This window comes from Alkaliphilus metalliredigens QYMF, assembly GCF_000016985.1.
GTDB classification, from domain to species: domain Bacteria; phylum Bacillota; class Clostridia; order Peptostreptococcales; family Natronincolaceae; genus Alkaliphilus_A; species Alkaliphilus_A metalliredigens.
Window position 1 is genome coordinate 3,364,562 of sequence record NC_009633.1, and the last position, 19,746, is coordinate 3,384,307.

Annotated in this window: 17 protein-coding genes and 1 riboswitch; of the genes, 2 read left to right on the plus strand and 15 right to left on the minus strand. The window is 35.9% G+C overall.

Annotation, left to right across the window (positions count from 1 at the left end; translation table 11 throughout):
* Positions 1 to 58 precede the first annotated feature (58 nt).
* The 8 genes from AMET_RS16290 to AMET_RS16325 form a co-directional block, all read right to left on the minus strand.
* Entirely contained in the window at positions 59 to 247 is a 189-nt protein-coding gene (locus tag AMET_RS16290) for a DUF4097 family beta strand repeat-containing protein (RefSeq protein WP_012064408.1), read from the minus strand.
* A gap of 391 nt (positions 248 to 638) precedes the next feature.
* A complete protein-coding gene (locus AMET_RS16295; RefSeq protein ID WP_012064409.1) occupies positions 639 to 1,247 on the minus strand; it encodes a YesL family protein in 609 nt (202 codons plus the stop codon).
* A 172-nt stretch (positions 1,248 to 1,419) separates the two neighbouring features.
* Positions 1,420 to 3,042, minus strand: a complete 1,623-nt coding sequence (locus AMET_RS16300) for a glycoside hydrolase family 43 protein (RefSeq protein ID WP_207636424.1) — start codon at positions 3,040 to 3,042, stop codon at positions 1,420 to 1,422.
* Between the two features lie 92 nt (positions 3,043 to 3,134).
* Complete coding sequence (locus tag AMET_RS16305) at positions 3,135 to 4,037, minus strand: carbohydrate ABC transporter permease (RefSeq protein WP_012064411.1); 903 nt, start codon at positions 4,035 to 4,037, stop codon at positions 3,135 to 3,137.
* A gap of 11 nt (positions 4,038 to 4,048) precedes the next feature.
* Positions 4,049 to 4,927, minus strand: coding sequence for a carbohydrate ABC transporter permease (locus tag AMET_RS16310; protein ID WP_012064412.1), 879 nt, complete (start codon positions 4,925 to 4,927; stop codon positions 4,049 to 4,051).
* A gap of 171 nt (positions 4,928 to 5,098) precedes the next feature.
* Complete coding sequence (locus AMET_RS16315; protein ID WP_012064413.1) at positions 5,099 to 6,424, minus strand: extracellular solute-binding protein; 1,326 nt, start codon at positions 6,422 to 6,424, stop codon at positions 5,099 to 5,101.
* Between the two features lie 103 nt (positions 6,425 to 6,527).
* On the minus strand, positions 6,528 to 7,319 hold the full coding sequence (locus AMET_RS16320) for a response regulator transcription factor (RefSeq protein WP_012064414.1): 792 nt from the start codon (positions 7,317 to 7,319) through the stop codon (positions 6,528 to 6,530).
* Between the two features lie 12 nt (positions 7,320 to 7,331).
* Positions 7,332 to 8,948, minus strand: coding sequence for a sensor histidine kinase (locus AMET_RS16325; protein ID WP_198135356.1), 1,617 nt, complete (start codon positions 8,946 to 8,948; stop codon positions 7,332 to 7,334).
* A 628-nt stretch (positions 8,949 to 9,576) separates the two neighbouring features.
* On the opposite strand from AMET_RS16325, the gene AMET_RS16330 reads away from it, so the two are divergent.
* Both AMET_RS16330 and AMET_RS24475 read left to right on the plus strand, forming a co-directional pair.
* The gene (locus AMET_RS16330; RefSeq protein WP_012064416.1) at positions 9,577 to 10,686 is read left to right on the plus strand and encodes an ABC transporter ATP-binding protein; all 1,110 of its coding nucleotides are present in this window, start codon (positions 9,577 to 9,579) and stop codon (positions 10,684 to 10,686) included.
* Between the two features lie 59 nt (positions 10,687 to 10,745).
* Complete coding sequence (locus AMET_RS24475; RefSeq protein ID WP_012064417.1) at positions 10,746 to 11,798, plus strand: PucR family transcriptional regulator; 1,053 nt, start codon at positions 10,746 to 10,748, stop codon at positions 11,796 to 11,798.
* 115 nt (positions 11,799 to 11,913) lie between these two features.
* Here AMET_RS24475 and AMET_RS16340 read toward each other — a convergent pair whose 3' ends face one another.
* The 7 genes from AMET_RS16340 to AMET_RS16370 form a co-directional block, all read right to left on the minus strand.
* Positions 11,914 to 12,828: a M15 family metallopeptidase gene (locus AMET_RS16340; RefSeq protein WP_012064418.1), complete on the minus strand. Its 915-nt coding sequence runs from the start codon at positions 12,826 to 12,828 to the stop codon at positions 11,914 to 11,916.
* 111 nt (positions 12,829 to 12,939) lie between these two features.
* Positions 12,940 to 13,548 carry a xanthine phosphoribosyltransferase gene (locus AMET_RS16345; protein ID WP_012064419.1) on the minus strand — a complete coding sequence of 203 codons (609 nt, stop codon included), beginning with the start codon at positions 13,546 to 13,548 and terminating at the stop codon, positions 12,940 to 12,942.
* 145 nt (positions 13,549 to 13,693) lie between these two features.
* Positions 13,694 to 13,795, minus strand: a riboswitch (purine riboswitch).
* 155 nt (positions 13,796 to 13,950) lie between these two features.
* Positions 13,951 to 14,967 carry an ABC transporter ATP-binding protein gene (locus tag AMET_RS16350; RefSeq protein WP_012064420.1) on the minus strand — a complete coding sequence of 339 codons (1,017 nt, stop codon included), beginning with the start codon at positions 14,965 to 14,967 and terminating at the stop codon, positions 13,951 to 13,953.
* A complete protein-coding gene (locus AMET_RS16355; protein ID WP_012064421.1) occupies positions 14,967 to 16,010 on the minus strand; it encodes an ABC transporter ATP-binding protein in 1,044 nt (347 codons plus the stop codon). Before AMET_RS16355 ends, AMET_RS16350 begins: the two co-directional genes overlap by 1 nt.
* Before the next feature lie 2 nt (positions 16,011 to 16,012).
* Positions 16,013 to 16,939, minus strand: a complete 927-nt coding sequence (locus AMET_RS16360) for an ABC transporter permease (protein ID WP_012064422.1) — start codon at positions 16,937 to 16,939, stop codon at positions 16,013 to 16,015.
* 30 nt (positions 16,940 to 16,969) lie between these two features.
* Entirely contained in the window at positions 16,970 to 17,941 is a 972-nt protein-coding gene (locus tag AMET_RS16365) for an ABC transporter permease (RefSeq protein ID WP_012064423.1), read from the minus strand.
* Positions 17,942 to 18,044: 103 nt separating this feature from the next.
* Positions 18,045 to 19,703: an ABC transporter substrate-binding protein gene (locus AMET_RS16370; RefSeq protein ID WP_012064424.1), complete on the minus strand. Its 1,659-nt coding sequence runs from the start codon at positions 19,701 to 19,703 to the stop codon at positions 18,045 to 18,047.
* Positions 19,704 to 19,746 lie beyond the last annotated feature (43 nt).

Genomic DNA, 19,746 nt, shown 5'->3' on the forward strand with positions numbered 1-19,746 from the left:
ATTGCGAGGTCCCTATTACTAAAAACTCCCTACTCTTCTAAATCCATCCTCTAACAAATTATTTATGTGTCTCTATCGATACACTCCCTGACACGGTATTAATGTTCACCTGATGATCATTCCCATCACCAACAATGCCTTTTACATTATTTTTATCTATATCTCCTTGAACTGTAACAGGAAAGCCAATCTCTATTTTTCCTGATGTTGTTTTAACATCGGTGTTAAAGGATGCGGCCTTTGGCAATGTTCATTTCACCTTGCCTGAGGTTGTTCCTAGTGTAATCTTTTATCCTATGATTCCCTCCCTTTTAATTTTACCAGAAGTCATATTAAATGCAAAGTGATCTACCTGGGCCCAATTAATAAAAGAATCCTAGACATGTCATTCCTATGCCTGCAAAACCAGTAATGATAGAACTACTCATTATATTAATGATTCCACTGAAAAACATTGGCAGGATTGGTCCTAAGAGTAAATGATTCTTGACAGTAACTTTTTATGCAAGGTACTGTCTAAATATTTATAAAAAAAATGAGATAGCGATACCAGACTTATTTGTCCCAGTGTCACTATCTTTTATACACTAATATCCATGCTTTATTTCATGAAGAATCAAAACTAACTGCGCTTACTTCTATTTCGATTCCTGGAATGTCATGGATGTACACCACATTATGAGTAAACCAGTCATACTAGAACTAAAGAAAGGAACTAATCCTGGAATTAGATAAAAGAGATAATACAGTAAAACGATACTCAGCACTAAACTAATCGTTGTCAAAGGATTAATGATTCCAATGATACAAGCTACTTTCATATATTGAAATAGCTTAAGATCATAATGCACATAAACGGGAAAAATATAAAATAGAGTGTTCAAATAAACCAATACCGTGCAAAATAGTCCACTCAATAAAACCATGTGCATCAGTCCAGCTATTGTCCCTAAGAATAAATAGTTAAAATAAATCATATATCCTACCACAACAAAAATAAAGCCTAATCCATTTGCTTTTATAAATTCTTTTCTATAAGTGTTTATAAACGTTTGAAAAACAATAATATCCGGCTCTTTCATCACCCATTTACGCAAAACAGCAAACATTGCTACCGTTGCCGGTAGCATGCCAAATATAACTAGCCCTGCAAGTGTTGAAAATATCCATAAGAGATTTACGTAAGCTAAACGCCAAATCCACTCACATATTCGATAAAATTTGCTAGACATCAAGTCTATTTGCATTTTTTACACCTCTTTTAATTCTATCTCAAATCTCTTTATATTAAAATTTTAGTTATTAATTTTTGAGTTACTCCATATTGATACTTTGTTTTATAGAATATACTCTAAAAAAATCTACGCTGTTTCTTGGTATTTTTCAAGAACTTCCTCAATTAACTTATGTTTGTCAAACTTATCTTTCCATTACTTCTTTTCCTTCTTTATAGATGAAGTAATCAAAGTCAGCATATTGATTTGCCCCTGAAGTATCTTGACACTGCATACCCACAAATGCCCCAGTAAAGAACCCACCTCCTTGAATATAATCATCTGAAAGCTTGTAGGAGTAAAATTCAACAGGAATTGTGATCCAGTTATGACCATCAAAGGAATATCCGTATTCATATGTACTTGTTTTTACCTCAACACGAAGGTGCACATAGTCAACATGGTCTGGTATCACAATCTCATTTGCTCGAAGCGGTTGAGCAAATGTAAAGTTATCACAGGTCATCAGTTCAAGGATTCTTCCCTTGTCTTCTTGCCATGAAATTTGAATTGATGTCCAGTTTTGTGTATTATAATAATTTACTAATCCTGCCGATTGCTGAAAAGACTCTGGATTAAAAGCAACCTTTGTCTCGGCAGTAAAGTTAAAATGCTGCCAACGTCTTGCTACAAAAGCTTGTGTGAACTTTGATGTCAGCGATTCTCTTCCATATAATCTTAAATGTCCAGGATTATGTTTTAAAGAAAGGATATTCTCGCCTAATGGGATACGCAATGTTTGAAAATGATGATTTAAAATTTCAGTATCAAAATCATCTTTCTCCTCATGGCCTTTCTCCCATTTCACTTCTTCCATATTTGGTCCTTTAATTTCAAGGGATGGCTGGTTACCACCTACTACATAAGGCCAATCATTTTCCCATTCCATTCTTTGAATTGCAGTTTCTCTTCCAAGTGGACAGTATCCACGATGATCCAGTAAAGGCTGATCTGCCTTTGGTAATGGTCTCCCAGTTAAATGGACTAAAAACCACTCATCTGTATGAGTGGTTACAATAGACGCATGCCCAGACTTCTGAAGTGGGTTGCGGGGATAGGCCCATGAAGTTAGCAGGGGGTTTTTAGGATGTACCTCATAGGGTCCCCTCAAATCTTTAGATCGAGCAATGGTAGCCGCATGATCATATTTAGTGCCACCTTCTGCCGTTAAGAGGTAATAGTAGCCATTCATTTTATATAAATGAGGCGCTTCTGTAAGCTTTAAATCAGTTCCTTTAAAAATAATATCCTTTTTCCCAACGAGCTTCTGTTTTTCAACGCTATATTCTTGAAGTACGATACCATAAAAATTGTGATTGCCAACACGGTGATCCCAAAGCATGTTCACTAAGTACTTTTTCCCGTCTTCATCATGAAATAGCGATGGATCAAAGCCTGAACTGTTTAAATAAATGGGATCAGACCATTCTCCATCGATAGATTCACAGTTAACAAGATAATTATGGCAATCTTTCCATTGTCCATCTACAACCTTTACATCGGTATAAATCAACCAATATTTTCCATCACTGTGAGAAAGCTGAGGTGCCCAAATTCCACCAGAATCAGGATTCCCTACCATATTCAATTGACTTATTCTATTTAAAGGCCTTGCAGCCAAATACCAGTTTTTCAAATCCTTAGAGTGATAAATTCCAACACCGGGAAACCATTCAAAAGTAGAAACTCCAATATAATAATCTTCCCCTACTCGACAAATGCTTGGATCAGGATTAAATCCTGTCAAAATTGGATTATGAATCGTTATCATTTATATCCTCCTCGTATAATCATATTGTTGTTGCTATAAACCACTTCCCTAAAATAATAACAACTTGATAACTTCTTATTCTTTATCCTTTATCCTTTTACCGACCCAGATGTTATACCTTCAACAATACGATTACTTAAAACAAAAAATGCCAATAAAATTGGTAATATGCTAATCATAAGCGTGGCTCCAATTGCTCCCCAGTCAGTTGAATATTGTCCTATAAAATTCTGAATCCCAACTGTTAATGTTTTATATTTATCTGAACTAATAAATGTATTCACAAAAACAAATTCATTCCAATTATAGATCATGTTAATAATAGCAGTGGTTGCCATGACAGGCGCAGTCATTGGTAATATTATTTTGAAAAACATCCGATGGATGGAACATCCATCCATAATTGCCGCTTCTTCGATCTCACGTGGTAAAGCATAATAAAATCCAAGCAATATCATAATCGTAAGGGGAAGATTGAAAGCAATATAAGTTAAAATAATTGACAATGGATTATCCATTAAATTCACTTTTACAAAAAAGCTAAACAATGGAATTAATGTCGAATGTACAGGGATCATTAACCCTACCATAAATAATCCTAGAACAAAATTTTTATACTTCCATTTCATACGTGTAATGGCGAATGTCACAAAACTTGCCAACAAAACTGTTATGACAACCGCAACTACCGTAATCCATACACTGTTGAAAAAGTAAGTGCCAATATTTCCCTCAGTCCAAACCTTTACATAATTTTCCCACTTAGGACTCGTTGGAAAAGATAATGGTGGTGTATTAAAAACTTCCTGATTATTTTTTAATGAAAAAAATAGTAACCAAACTAAAGGAAAAATTTGAATTATTGCCAACAAAATCAATACTGCATATAGCATCCCTTTAGTTAAACGCTGCCATAACGAATGTTTAGAAGATCTTAGTGTTGGTTTATTAGCAGTTAGCGTTGTCTTTCTATTTTCTATTACACTCTTCATCGTTCTCCCTCCTAGTATTGTATTTCTTCCTCCGAAGCAGTTAATTTTCGGATTACCCAAGTGACAACCAAGCAAATCAATAATAAAAAGAAGCCAATTGCACTTCCATACCCGAAATCATATGTGCGGAATGCTTGTTTATACATATACGATGCCATCACTTCACTGGCTCCGTTAGGACCTCCATTTGTCATTACATAAATTAAATCAAAGTATTTAAGTGATCCTACTACAGCTAGAACGATTGTTACCTTAATAACATTAGCAATTAACGGTATTTTAATTTTGTAAGCAATCTGCCATGGTGTTGCACCATCAATCCTAGCAGCTTCTATTAATGATTCGGGAATATTCTTTAGTGCTGCGTAATAGATCAAAATGTAAAAACCTGCATACTGCCATATGATAGCGATAAATATTGAGTATAAAACAATATCTGGATCTGCTAACCACAATGGAATATTTTCAGTTCCTAGAGAAGTAAGAACACTATTAATTACACCGTTGGTAGGATGATAAATTCTTAGCCAAAGTTGAGCAATCGCTACTGAAGAAAGTAGCATCGGAATTAAATAAATTTTTCTTAACAAATTTGCTCCTTTAATTTTTCCTGCCAGAATCAGTGAAATTAATAAATATCCACCCAAACTAATGACAGAAAATACAGCAAGTAAAAATGAATGATATGCACTTTGCCAAAACATAGAATCCGATAGTAGTCTAGTGTAATTTGCTAAACCAATGAACTCCATCTTTCCTATACCATCCCATTTCATCAATCCATAATAACCAGTCATTACAATGGGGCTATACACTAAAGTCATAATTACGACTAGTGCTGGAAGTACGTACAGTGCAATAATCTTTTTATCGGACATGACTTTATCCATTACATTTTGTCTCCCTTCTTAGTGAACATTAGAAAGTTTACATTTAACGTACATAAACTTATCTTTTAAGAAAGGACATATCCAAATTTCAAGATATGCCCTTTCTTCTTACTATTTATCCTCGTATATTGCTAAGGCTTCCGCTGATTTAAATATCCTCTTATTCCACTATCAATTTCCTTCTACTGCAAGGGCTTCCTCATGCCTTTTAGCATAATCTTCTGGTGTAACCTGGTTTCCAAAAAGGGATTGAATCATGTTTAAATGTGTTTCCGCTACAGCGGCACTCATTTGTACATCTGCAAAAAGGGTCATATTACTTGCTCTGCCTAAATCATTTAAAACATCAATATATAATTGTGGCAATTCTAATGCTGTGGTATCCACAGCTGTTGCAGGGGTGACACCAGCTCTCACAACAGCTTGCTCTCCCCAACTTTCAACAAAGAATTTCACGAATTTTTTCGACTCTTCTTTTACTGATGAGTTTTCGGCAACGAATAAGCCTACACCAGGTCCTCCAACCCAACTATCAATATCTCCTTTACCACCTTCAACTGTTGGGAACTTAAAGTAGCCAACATTATCTCTAAATTCTTGTGGTATTTCCTCGTTAGTTGTAAAATTAGGCAATTCCCAAGAACCCATTAAGTACATTGCTGCTTTTTCATTTAGAAATTCAGATTTCCCTTCATCATTAGATAATCCATTGAATCCTCTAACAAAAGCGTTCATATCAACTAAAGTTTGAACCTCTTCAGCAGCCTTAACTAAACTCTCATCTTCAAAGGTCCCACTACGATTAATTGCATTGGTTAGTATTTCTGGTCCACCAAGACGGTCTGCAAGGTACATGTACCACAATGAACCGGTCCAGCGGTCTTTGTTGCCAAGTGCAATTGGTACAACATTATTATCTACAAGGGTTTTCACAACGTGTTTAAAGTCTTCGTATGTTTCAGGAACTTCCAGATTATATTCGGCAAAAATTGATTTATTATAATAAAGAGGTACAATATTTAATTCAAGTGGAAACGCATATGTTTTCCCATCGACTGCGTAGGCTTCTGTAGTACCTGCAACAAAGGATTCTTTAAGCCCACCCTTTAAAAGATCATCTAATGGTGTGAAACGATTTCCTTTTACATAGGGCTCCATGAACCCAGCTGGCCAGGTCATACCCACATCAGGTAGCTCATTTGAAGCTGAGATAACTTGTAACTTGGTTTTGTACTGCTCATTTTCTAACACTTCTTGCACAATTTTTACATGCGGATTTGCAGTTTGATATTCTTCAATGATTTCATTAACAATCATATTTTGCTGTCTTGAACTCCCCGCTGGCCACAGATGCATGAAGTTAATGGTTACGTTTTCAATTGAGTCACTGCCTTGCTCACTCCCACTGCTAGTATCCTCAGAGCTAGAGCACCCCGTTACTACAAGCAGAAAAAACATAGTACATAAAAAAATCAATGAATACGTTTTCTTTGTCATTTCAAAATCCCCCTTCACCTTTTGAAAATCTATCTTACAATTATTAGTCTAGCACCCTATTTTACAGGACACAAGGTAACAGTGATTAGGGAAAATACCATTATTATTGGATTGGATTATCATTATTTGATTTTCTAAAACGACTAGGTGTGACGCCTTCAAATTCTTTAAATAGTTTGATAAAATATTTCGCAGTCTGGTAACCAACCTCATGGGCGATTTCATCTATCGTTAAATCCGTTGACATCAATAGGTTCTTGGCATTCTCCAACCTACGACGGGTCATATATTCACTAAATGTTAAATTTGTCTGTTCTTTAAATAGCACGCTTAAATAGCTAGAATTCAAATGCACGTGATTAGCTACATCTCTTAAGCTTAATTGACCTCTACCATTTTCATCTACGAAACGAAGTGCTTCTTTTATAGGAGATTGAATTCGATAATTTTCACTTCTAATGTTCAATAACTTTCCATCAACCAATTTTTCTATCTTTCCCACTCTCTCCTGGTTTGCCTCTACCTCCATTGCCTTTTCTACAGATTCAATTAACTTATGCTTATTTATTGGCTTGAGTAAATAGTTAACGACACCTAATCGAATAGCTTGCTGTGCGTAATCAAATTCCGAAAACCCTGATAGAATGATCACAACTAATTTGTGTTTTTTCATATTTAACTGTTCTAGCATCTTTAATCCAGAAGTTTCAGGCATACAAATATCCGTTATTAAGAGATGAACCCTTTGCTGCTCTAGAACATCAATTGCTTCCTTTGCACTTGCTGCACATATAATTTCATATTTCCCTTCCGACCATATTCCAATTGTTTTCTTCAAACCTTGCCTCGTCCTTGGTTCATCATCAACGATCAAAATAGTCTTAGAATGCATCATAAAATTCCTCCTTTAATAAGGGATTTCAAAAGTTACACAAGTTCCTTGGTTTACTTTACTTTCGATGGAAAGCCCACTCCCTTCGTCATCCTTATAATAAAGCTTAAGTCTTTTATGAACGTTAGCAATCGCCATTCCCTTTTCTTTAATTGATGCTACCCTTCCAAATTTTAATGACTGCATAATGGAATAAAGAGCATCTACCTCTATTCCGGGTCCATCATCAATTACTTTAATTACTAACCTAGAGTGCAATTTAAAATCCTCCACAATGACCGATACAGTACCTTGCCCGTTCTTGTTTCCTACACCATGCAATATCGCATTCTCTACAAGTGGTTGTATCAGTAACTTTGGAATTTTCACGTTACAATCAGATGGTGATGAAACATACCATGTTAATCGATCTCCGAATCTCATTTTCATAACCTGCAGATATCGTTCCACATGTTCGAGCTCCTCTTTTACCAATACCCACTCTTGCTCTACTTTAGGACCACTTATTGTATAGCGGAACAAGTCAGACATCGCAACCACAACCTCTGCTAGTTCTTCTCCTTTTTCCTCTAGAGACCAATACAGTGCTTCTAATGTGTTATATAGAAAATGCGGGTTAATTTGCGCTTGTAAAGCTTTTAGCTCTGCTTGCCTAAGACACAGTTCTTTTTCATACACAACCTCCATTAAATGATTTGTATTTTCAACCAATTGATTATAGGTTTTGTTTAACTCTACAAGTTCGACAGTAGATGCACTCTCTGCAATCGGCTTTAGTCCTCCTAGCTTAGCAATCTGCATCGTTCTAATTAGATTTAAAATAGGTCGCGTAATCATAATTGAAAGGATAAAAGAAAAAAAGAAAAAAATGGAAAAACCTGCGATACCTGAAAATATAATGGCAGCACGAAGAACAGAAAGACCATTCATTAGAGTGTTCACTGGGGTTAAGATCACTGCTGTCCATCCGGTTAAAGCTGATTTCTTCTTCACCACAATGTAATTTGCTTCATTTATGTTGACATTTTTTTGATTTTCCATAACAATTTCTTCAATATCACCATAATAGTTAGAAAAAACAGGAGAATTCTTTTGATCGACAATAACCATATACTCATTATCTTTTCCTGTTTTAGATTCATCTTTCAAACGAAAATAATTTTCATCTATGCGCGTTAATAAATAGCCGCCATTAGAAAACCAACGATCTATTAAACTGACTTGCCTAATGCCTAAATACAAATTTGGATCCTTTGGATCCCTACCAATCCAGACGAGTTTTCCTTTTGCATCCTTTGCTTGTTCTATCCATTTTTCATCAACTCGGCTAGGTAATACCATCCCATTTAATGGAAAAATTCTTTTATAATCTCTCAAATATAGTTCAAAGGAATGAATTCCGTCCGAGTAAGCTTGATAACGATTTACCACTTGCATAAGAGCTTGTCGTTGATCAAAGCTAGCCGTTTTGCCCTCAACCTCATCTAATAACAATTGCTGCACATAGGAATCTGTTATTACCTGTCTCGAAATTATATCAATTTGACGATAGAGGGTATCTACTCTTTCACTGACTTGTATAGTTGTTTCTTGTATTTGTATTTCTGCATTACTTTTCAATAGACTTGACACGATATTGAAGGTACTAATACTAACAAAAAACAATACTAGTATGATAACGAACAAAAATACCACTAATATCTGATTCCGTAATGTATTAAACTTGCTGAACTTATTGAACCTAGAAATCAAAATAAATCAACCTTTCTTTGATGAAGATATCATGATAAAGCTCAAGCTTTAGCAGACTGAGAAGTATGTTGAAAAGAAATAAGACAATTAGGAGAGTCAGGAGCATTTCTATAATAAAACTCATTATTGTTTGAATATACAGAATTATTAATATAAAGAATTAGTTAGATATCATAAGAAAACAAGAGTAATTTAGAGATATACTTGGCCTAATATGCTATACAATCTATTATGACTCTTTACTCAATGCTTGGGTTAATTATAACTTCTGTCTTTAAAACCCGTCAACCATTTTCTTGGTATTTAATTCTATATTTACCATAATTTTATTTGATTAGCGTTTCCATTGAAATCTTTTTTCTACTAGTTATATCCTTCCAAATGATAAGGCTTACTATCTTTTTTGCACAAAACATCTGCCCAATTTTTATATGATTTGTCAATATATGTTTTTTCATATCCATAGTATAATGCAATTATAGTATAATTAAAGAGGAGGAATTATTATATGGCAGGACTAACCCTTAAAAACATTAATAAGTTGTATCCTAATGGTTTTCATGCAGTGCAGGATTTAAGTCTAGAAATTGAAGATAAGGAGTTCATTATTTTAGTAGGCCCTTCAGGCTGTGGTAAATCAACTAGCCTAAGAATGATTGCAGGTCTTGAAGAAATTTCTTCTGGAGAACTTTACATAGACGACAAGCTGGTTAATGATGTTGTTCCTAAGGATAGAGATATTGCCATGGTATTTCAAAATTATGCATTGTACCCTCATATGACGGTTTTTGATAATATGGCCTTCGGTTTACAGCTTCGAAAGAAGGCAAAGGAGGATATTAAGGAAAAGATTGATAATGCTGCTAAAATATTAAACATCGAAAGTTTGTTACATCGAAAACCGAAGGAGCTTTCCGGAGGCCAAAGACAAAGAGTCGCCCTAGGGAGAGCCATCGTCAGAGAGCCAAAAATATTCTTAATGGACGAGCCACTCTCTAACCTTGATGCAAAACTTCGAGTACAAATGAGAGCTGAGTTAAGCAAACTTCATAAAAATCTCCAAACAACCTTTATTTATGTTACCCACGATCAAACAGAAGCTCTGACGATGGGTACTCGTATTGTTGTCATGAAGGATGGTATCGTGCAACAGGTGGCGGATCCGCAAACGATCTTTGAAAATCCCGCAAATATTTTCGTAGCAGGATTTATGGGCTCTCCACAAATGAATTTTATCAACTGTAGACTCATAGAAGAAGGAACTCTTATTTTTGCTAAGTTTGATGATAACAAAGTATTATTTCCTTCTGATAAAGCCAAGGTTCTTAAATCTCAAAACTATTTAGACAAGGAGATCGTTTTAGGCATTCGACCGAATCATATTTATGCCAAATCACAAGCCCCCTTCCCTTCTGAAAACTGTATACTCAATGCTAAGATAGAAGTTAAAGAACTATTGGGTACAGAAACTAACCTACATCTTAAAGTTAATGAGATTGATTTAATATGTATCGTAACACCTAATTTAGCTACACAGGTTGGCGACAATATCGAGGTTGCGTTAGATATGAATAAATGTCATATCTTTGATAAGGAAACTGAAAAATCAGTATTTTAATAAAGGCTAATCATAATGAATACTCTATTTTCTGCTTATATTAAGGGAGGTCTATCCCAATGCATATTCAAAGAATAAAATCTATTATTCACAGTTTAAAAGATATCATTGATACAGAAATTAATCTTCTAGATGAAAATGGCTATATTTTTCACAGTACCGATACCAATAAAATTGGTAATTATGATAACCAGATTATATCCTTCGAATTAAACGATGGCTTCTTAATCGAAAAACAGGAATATATCTACTGCTCCTACAATTCCTATGAGGAAGATAAGTGTATCTTATCAATAAAAGGAATTAATGAAGACACTCAGAAATTTGCTAAAATGATTGGAATTTTTTTAGGTACTGATATTAAAAACATCTCTAGAAATGACTTTATTAAGAGTATTTTATTAAATACAATATCCGATGACTCGATAAAAAACGTTTGTGAAAAACATCACATTGTTACACAAGGACAGGTGCAAATTATTGTGATTGAAGCCACTGAAAATCTTATGGGAACAGTAGAAGAAATATTATCAGCTTTGCTTTCCGATGAAATTATAAGGATAAAAAGTAAATACTTTGCTGTTATTAAGAGAATCACTGATAAAAATAATGATTTTCCAACATTCTTATCCGAAACAATTTCATCCGAATTGTTATACGAGGTAAAAATTGGTATCGGTGTCATTGTTGATGATGTTTATGATTGGCACTTTTCCTACAAAACTGCAGAAAACTTCATTGAAATTGGCAAGGTGTTTTTACCTAGCCATAAAACCTACTCATTTAAAAGTCTGACGATTCCTTTAATGATCAGCAAAATTCAAGCAAATGATTTAGAAGAAATAATGAAACAATTTGATTGTAACATTAAAAGCTTATTTTCAAATAATGAACTGTTAAATACAGCCTTTATATTCTTTAAAAATAATCTTAATATTAGTGATACTGCAAGAGACTTATTCGTACATAGAAATACCTTGATATATAGATTAAGTAAAATTCAAGATATCACAGGCTATGATTTAAGAATTTTTGAGGACGCGATACTTTTTAATGTGATGATTAATGGACATCTCTGTCTTACTAATGAAAACAAATCAATAATTAAATAAACAAAAATAACGTGATTGTTTTATGACCACATGATTTGGGCTTTGCTAACTTTCTACAAATAAAAAGATAGCGATACCAAGACATTTTTGTCCCAGTATCACTATCTTTCATTCACTAATATCCATGCTCTATTTCAAAATATTCTTCTAATGTTAAACGATTTTCATATAAATGAGTTGCTAAGTTTTTTCCTACATACCTCAAATGCCAAGGTTCATAGCTGTATCCTGTAATATGTTCCTTTTCCTTTGGATATCGAATCGAAAATCCATAATGGTGTGCTTGATCCATTAACCATAGACCTTCTTGCGTTTCACCAAAGGCTTCGGTCAATCGAAAATCAACCTCTGCATTTGTCACATCCATAGCCAGTCCTGTTTGATGTTCACTTTGACCAGGTCTAGCACTCGTTCTGTTTGCCTCTTCTTTTCCTTTTTCAGCAGCTCTTTGCTGAAAAATACTCTTTTGTGTGGCATAGGAACGATAACCTGAAGTTGCAAATAACTTCAAACCCTCATTTTTCGAGTCCTCAAATAAAACTTCCAAGGCTTCTGCTGCTTCTTTCCTCAAATACTTTTTGGGATGATCTTCTGTAAAAGGAAAGGGCACAGCCGGAACCACTAAATCCCTGGGCTCGTAATCCGCAGGTAGCATCCGTTCTTTGTTTACTAATGTATAAATACTATTATAATTCATCACAATTTGCTCACCTGCACTATTAACATCCGTTGTCTTCTCAAAAGCTAACAACTCTTGCAATTCCCTTCTCCAGCTCTCTTCTTGGGTTTCTTCAGGTTGTTCAGCTTCTCCTGGATCTACGTCACCAATTTCCTCATCCTCTGTATCTAAATCAGATATGTCCCCATCAATTAGTGCTCCATCTTCTGAGGATCCGTCATTTTCTGCTATATTAGGTTCTTCAAATTGTCCTGCAATTAAGTCCATGCCCCAGCCTGTAGTAAAAGTAAAATAAATCATGACTCCTATCATCAGTACCATCACCATTCCAATAATCTTTTTAGTCGACATGACAAGCCCCCTTATCGGTTCATTATTTTGATCATACCATATCCTGCGAGGATTGTCGATCTAGTAAGAACCAAGGGGATTTAAAGGTGTTAGAGGATTATTTTGGTTGTTCTAGCTAGCTTTTGGATCAGCTTTCAGATCAGCCTTATCATCCCTAAAAACAAGTGTGCTCTCATTCATCTCATCGATGATCGCCAAGGATTCAATCCGCATGTTTTCAGCCCTTAACCGCTTTCCGCCTCCTTGAAAACCCTTTTCGATCACAATCCCCGCACCTACTAAGTTTGCATTTGCTTGAACTACGATTTCTCTTAATCCTTGCAGTGCTTCTCCGTTGGCAAGAAAATCATCAATGATTAAAATATTTTCTTTCTCATGTAAATATCTTTTAGAAACACGTATTTTATAGGCTTGTCCCTTTGTATAGGAATAAACCTCTCCTTCATAGGTATCTTGATCTAGATTTTTAGACTGTGTTTTTTTTGCAAATACTACAGGAACATTAAAGTATTGTGCTGCTATGGCTGCTATGGCAATACCAGAAACCTCTGCTGTTAAAATTTTGTCCACCTTTTCTCCCTGGAATCGTTTTTTTAATTCCTTCCCAATTTCATTGAGCAAAGGGATGTCCAATTGATGGTTTAAAAAACTATCTACTTTTAGTACATTTCCCTTCTCTACCCTAGCTACTTCTCTAATTTGTTCTTTTAAAAGTTCCATTTTTAGCCTCCTCATCTATACGATCGCAATGGCATCTATACATTAAAAAACCACGTAGTTTTTACACTACGAGGTTTATAAGTTGAATTTCATACGCCAATAGGCCTGACAGAATAAGCACTTTATGCTTTTCTTTCCATTACCCTATTGCTTATTTAACCCTCGTAGTCAGACTGTTTACGGTAGTCTGGTAGAAACTTTTGGACCTTATTTCCAATGTTATACGAGATGAATATTTAGTTTTTATAATTGGTGTTAAAGGTTATTCTACATGAATCCCATGGATAATGCAAGATTTTTATCAAAATGCCTTTACATTGGGGGCATAAGAAACCCCAGCCATCGTAACGTATCTGTTACGTTAAGGTCCTGGGGCTTGAAAACAATAAAAATCAATAGTCACTAAACAGCTGTTGGTTTTAATTTTAATTCGTCTTCTGCATAAATACAGGCACTATATTGCTTATCTCTTCTTTCAATTAGTGTATGATCGCATTTATTACATGCCTCAGTGGCATAGGGGCAACGGGGAGTAAATCGACATCCCTCAGGTAAATTAATTTGATCTGGTGCTTCGTCATCAATCTCAATCCTTACTTTTTTATGGTCAGGATCCGCCACTGGAACTGCTGACAACAGTACCTTCGTGTAAGGATGCTGTGGATTGTCTATGACTTCATTGGCATTGCCAATCTCTACTATTTTTCCCAAATACATAATAGCAATTCTGTCACATAAATATTTAATGGTGGATAAATCATGGGATACGTATAGCATTGTTAATCCCATATCCTTTCTTAATCGCTTTAATAGGTTTAATATATCAGCACGTATGGACACATCTAGCATTGACACTGGCTCATCTGCCACTAAAAACTTAGGATTCATGACAATCCCCCTGGCAATGGCCACCCTTTGTCTTTGTCCCCCACTAAGCTCATGGGGATAACGATGAACATAGTGCTCTGCTGGCTTTAGCTCTGCAATTTCAAGGGCCTCGATGACCCTTTCATAAATCAGGTCCTTCCCCTTCATTCCATGAATTTTAAGGGGCTCTGCAATTGTTTCTAGTATGGTAAACCTAGGGTTCAGGGTTTCATATGGATCCTGAAAGATCATCTGCACTTCCTTACGGAAACGCTTATCCTCTACCTTGGATTTCGTCATAAAATCATGACCATCAAAGATAATTTCTCCTTCGGTTGTTTCCTGTAGCCTAACTAAAATTTCTCCAGTTGTGGTTTTTCCAGATCCACTCTCTCCTGCTAATCCTAAAATTTCTCCCTGATGTATCTCAAAGGAGATATCATCAATTGCTTTCACATAGCTTTTATCTTTACTAAAAATATCCTTTATCCCTTTGTTAATTGGATAATATTTTTTTAGATTTTTGACTTTAATTAAAGGTTCTTTATTCATTATTCCCCACCTTTCATTTCCTCGATGAGTCGATTACGAACAGTTTGCCATGTTTCATTTTTCTTGGCCTTTTCCCTGAATTCCTCTACTCTTTCAGGATAATGACAAGCAATTAAGTGCTCTTCTCCAACCTCTATCAGTTCAGGAATCTCATTTTGGCAAAGCTCTGTTCTAAAGGGACAACGCTGTTGAAATCTACAGCCAAATTGTTTTTCCATTAGGTTAGGAGGTGCCCCAGGAATAGAAATTAACTCTTCCCCAATGTCTTTAATACTTGGAAACGCATTTTGCAGTCCAAGGGAATAAGGATGATATGGGGTCTTAAAAAACACCTTGGTACTCACTTTCTCCATCACTTTGCCCCCATACATAACAATAATTGTTTCGCAGATTTCTGAAACAACAGAAATATCATGGGTAATAAACACCATAGAACTGTTCATTTTTTTCTGGATATCAACTATCTGAAATAAAATTTTATCTTGAACCACAACATCTAAAGCCGTTGTCGGTTCATCTGCTATAATCAAACTAGGATTTAGGGTTAAGGCCATGGCTATAATTGCTCTTTGCTTCATTCCACCACTCATTTGGTGGGGATAGCTTTTTAATCGTTTCCCCTCAAGTCCTATAATTTTAAATACTTCTTCTGCTCTTTTGTACGCCTCTGCCTTTGTGGCATTGCTATGGGCACGAATTCCTTCTATGATCTGGTCTCCCACAGTATACACAGGATTTAATGCATTCATTGCACTTTGAGAAATCATGGCAATCTCATTCAATCGTAGCTTTCTAATTTCTTCCTTGCTCTTTTTAACGATATCTTCACCTTTAAAAATAATCTCTCCAGCACTAATACTACCATTATCAGGCAATAATCTCATGATGGATTTGGCTAAAGTCGTTTTACCACAACCACTTTCACCAACTAAACCGATACTTTCGCCTTCCTTTAAAGAAAAAGAAACGTTATCGATGGCTTTCAGGGTTCCTTCTTCTGTGACATACTCAATATCTAAGTTTTTCACTTCTAACAAATTCATCTTTATCGCCTCCGTAGTCTAGGATCAACAATTTCCTCCAGTGCTCTCGCCACAAAGAAAATAGAAACCAATAGTAGTACAATTGCTATCCCTGGGGGAGCAGTCCACCACCAAGCATTTCTTGAATTCCCTGTTAAAAAGTTAATATGAAGTATCTGACCCCAGCTTGCTTTGTTTGGATCACCAAATCCTAAAAAGGCAATACTTGCTTCTGCCATGATGGCAAAGTTTACCATAAAGGCCATTTCCAATAGAATAAGAGGAATGACATTCGGCAAGATATATTTAAACATAATTCTTGTATGTCCAGCACCGGTAACCTTTGCTGCCTTAATAAAAGGTCTTTTGGCAATAGACAACACCTGTGAACGAACTAATCTGGCCACTGTTCTCCAGGATAGCATGGAGACGGCTAAAATAACATTCCACATACTTGGTTTTAAAACTGCGGCTAGTACAATGACAAAGGGGATAAAAGGAATGGCATAGAAAAAGTCTACAATCCGCATTAATATTGCATCAACAATTCCCCCAAAATAACCCGCTATAATTCCAACCGTTGCCCCTACAAATGTAACCAGAAGAGCGGCTAATATGCCTACGGTCAAGGCAGTCCTTGTTCCTAGTATTACTTGACTATATATATCTCTACCAACATCTGTTGTTCCAAGCCAGTGGGCTGCCGATGGTGGTTCTAATCTTCTAATTTGGCCTTCTTCATTATAATGACGTAGCCTCGGTTCATGGGGCGCAATAGAATCCGAAAAAATACCAATCATAATAAAACAGACTAACAAAATGGCACCGAAAAGCGCTAGTTTGTCTTTTTTTAGATTTTTGAGAAACAAGCTACCAATTCCTTGACTATTCTTCTTGGGTTCTATCATTGCAGGTTTTTTCTCCGGTGTTACATCGATGGCTTTACCCATACTTCCTCACCTCTCTTTTTACATTTTCTATTATTTGTATGAAATCCTTGGATCTAGTACAGCATATAAGATATCTGCCACCAGGTTCATCATCATCAACATAGCAGAGATAATAATAAAGGCTCCCTGTGCCAAGGGATAGTCACGTCTTGTCACGGCTTGAACAATTTCTCTACCTAAACCTGGCCAACTGAAAACATACTCGATTAAAACCTGTCCACCTATGGCAGACCCGATAAATAATGCCCCTGCAGTCACCACTGGTAACAAAGCATTACGTGCAGCATGCTTATATAAAATCGTTCTTTCTTTCAGTCCTTTGGCCTTGGCCATTTCGATATAATCCTCTGATAAAACCTCTAACATACTATTTCTCATAATCAATAACGGCGTTGCAATGAAATACAGTCCCGCTACTAAGGATGGTAAAATTAAATGTCTCAGAAAGTCTAGGTTTAAAAATATCTCCGCAAATGTGTCCCCAGTGTATCCTGAGGTTCTCATCCCTTGGGCTGGGACCCAGCGAAGCTTTGCAGCGAAAAGTAAAATCATCATCAGACCCACCCAAAATGTAGGGGCCGAACGAAAAATTAAAGAAAAGGTGATTCCCGCGGACTCTAGCTTACTCCCTCTTTTCCAAGCCATCCAGGCCCCGCCGAAAATTCCGATAATATACGAAAATATCATGGCTGTAAGCATTAAAATAAGTGTTGCTGGTAATCTTTCCCCGATTAGACTCATCACTGGTCTTCCATAAAAATATGAATTACCAAAATCTAATCTAACTAAGTCCTTCATGAAAATTGTATATTGCACCCACTTACTGTCATTAAATCCATATCGTTCTCTCGCAATTTCCCTGGCTTCCGGAGGCATTGAGGGATCCACAATATATGCCGTTGCATCTCCAGGCATTGCCCTAAATAAGAAAAAAATCATTGTTGCAATCAAAAGTATCATTACAGTCATGATTCCCACTCGTCTTGCTATATATTTTAACATTAGACACCATCCTTTCCTGTTAAAATCTCAAGCATAAAAGTCGAAGCAATCTCGACTTTTATGTTTGAGTAGTATGATCTAGTGTTATTAAATTATTTTTGGTTTATTGCTTTGGCATACGCAATCTACCATTACTATCCCAAGTAAATCCTGCTTCTGCTAAAATCTCTCTAGCTCTTTCAGGGTTATACTCATCATAGATTGGTACTGCAGGATTATGCCAGAAGTCATTGGCATCGTTGATGACCAGGCCGCCACCTCCACGTCCACCGTAACCATTTAGATGAACATCTACTGCTAAGTCATAATCAACTAAATGTGCTGTTGCAATTCTGAAATCCTTATTACCAAATGGAGCTCGATCAGCATTCATTCCTAAGTAGAAGAATCCAATATCTTTTACTTCGGTTAATTCTAAATGATCGTATTTTCCACCTTCATTGTTAGCTACTTGTTCAATATGAGCTGGTACTAAGTCATAGGATACCATATCGATATCGCCAAGCTCTAATGCTGTTAATACACCTTCTGGTGAAGCAAAGATATTGAATATATAGCCATCAATTTTAGCAGGCTCATAGAAATCTTTATTTGTTGTTGCAACTAGTTCTTCACCTGGTCTAAAGTTCTCAAATATAAATGGTCCACTTCCTATTGGATGTGAATTTGGATCATTTCTTTGGTCATCCATTTGCTCCCAAATATGTTGAGGAAGAATTGGAATTTGTGTTAATGTGGTTGTAATAAATGGTGCATATGGTGTGACTAAATTAAATCTAACTGTGGTTTCATCAATGATTTCAATACTTTCAATTGGCTCTAAGAAAGACATAAAATATTCTACGTTGTTATTAATGAAAGCTTCGTAGCTAAATTTAACATCCTCTACCTTCACTGGCTCGCCATCATGGAAGGCCATTCCTTCCCTTAGATGCACATCGATTGTGTTATCATCAACGATATCCCATCCTGATGCTGCCGCTGGAACTGGTTCGATCTCAGGGCTTAGTCTTACTAACTTATCGTAGATTAAACGTAGGTTTCTCCACTCATATACACTTCTTGCACCCATTGGGTTTAATGTATCTAGGTTGATATTACTTGCAACTTTTAAGATTGTTTCATTTGTTAATGGCTCAATAATCATAGGAGTCCATTCGTTGAAAAGACCTTCTCCAGGAATATTCTCAACTGTTTGGAACTTCTCTGTATTGTAAACCTGGACATTAGCACGTGAATATAAAGTAATTCTAGGTACATCCTGTGCTAATATTTCCTGTGCTTGGAATACCAGCTCACGTCTTTTTGTAATGTCCATTTCTTGTCTTTGTGCGTCAGCTAGAACGTCAAATGCAGGATTCCTATACTTTTCTGTGTTATTTCCACCTGCGTCTGCGTTATTAGAATGATTAATAGAGTGGATAAACATATCTGGGTCTAATCTTTCTACTCTACCTGACCATCCAATGGTGTATGCATCGTAGTCACTTTCATCACCATAAATGGTATCGATCAATACTGCAAAATCTGTTGGTTCCGCTTGAATTTCAACACCAAGCGCTCTTAATTCTTCCACAACCTCATTGGCCATTTCATAGTTCACCATATTCGCTTCTGGTAGTGAACTTAAAATTGTAATGGATGGCACTAACTCACCATGTTCATCATCGCCCTCAGCGACTGTTTCGCCACCGCCACCTCCACAAGCTGTCAGTAGCAATAAAACAGCCATCATTAAACTTAACACTAATTTCTTTTTCATAACAATCCCCCTTAAATAAGAATTTTTTGAATATCTGAATATT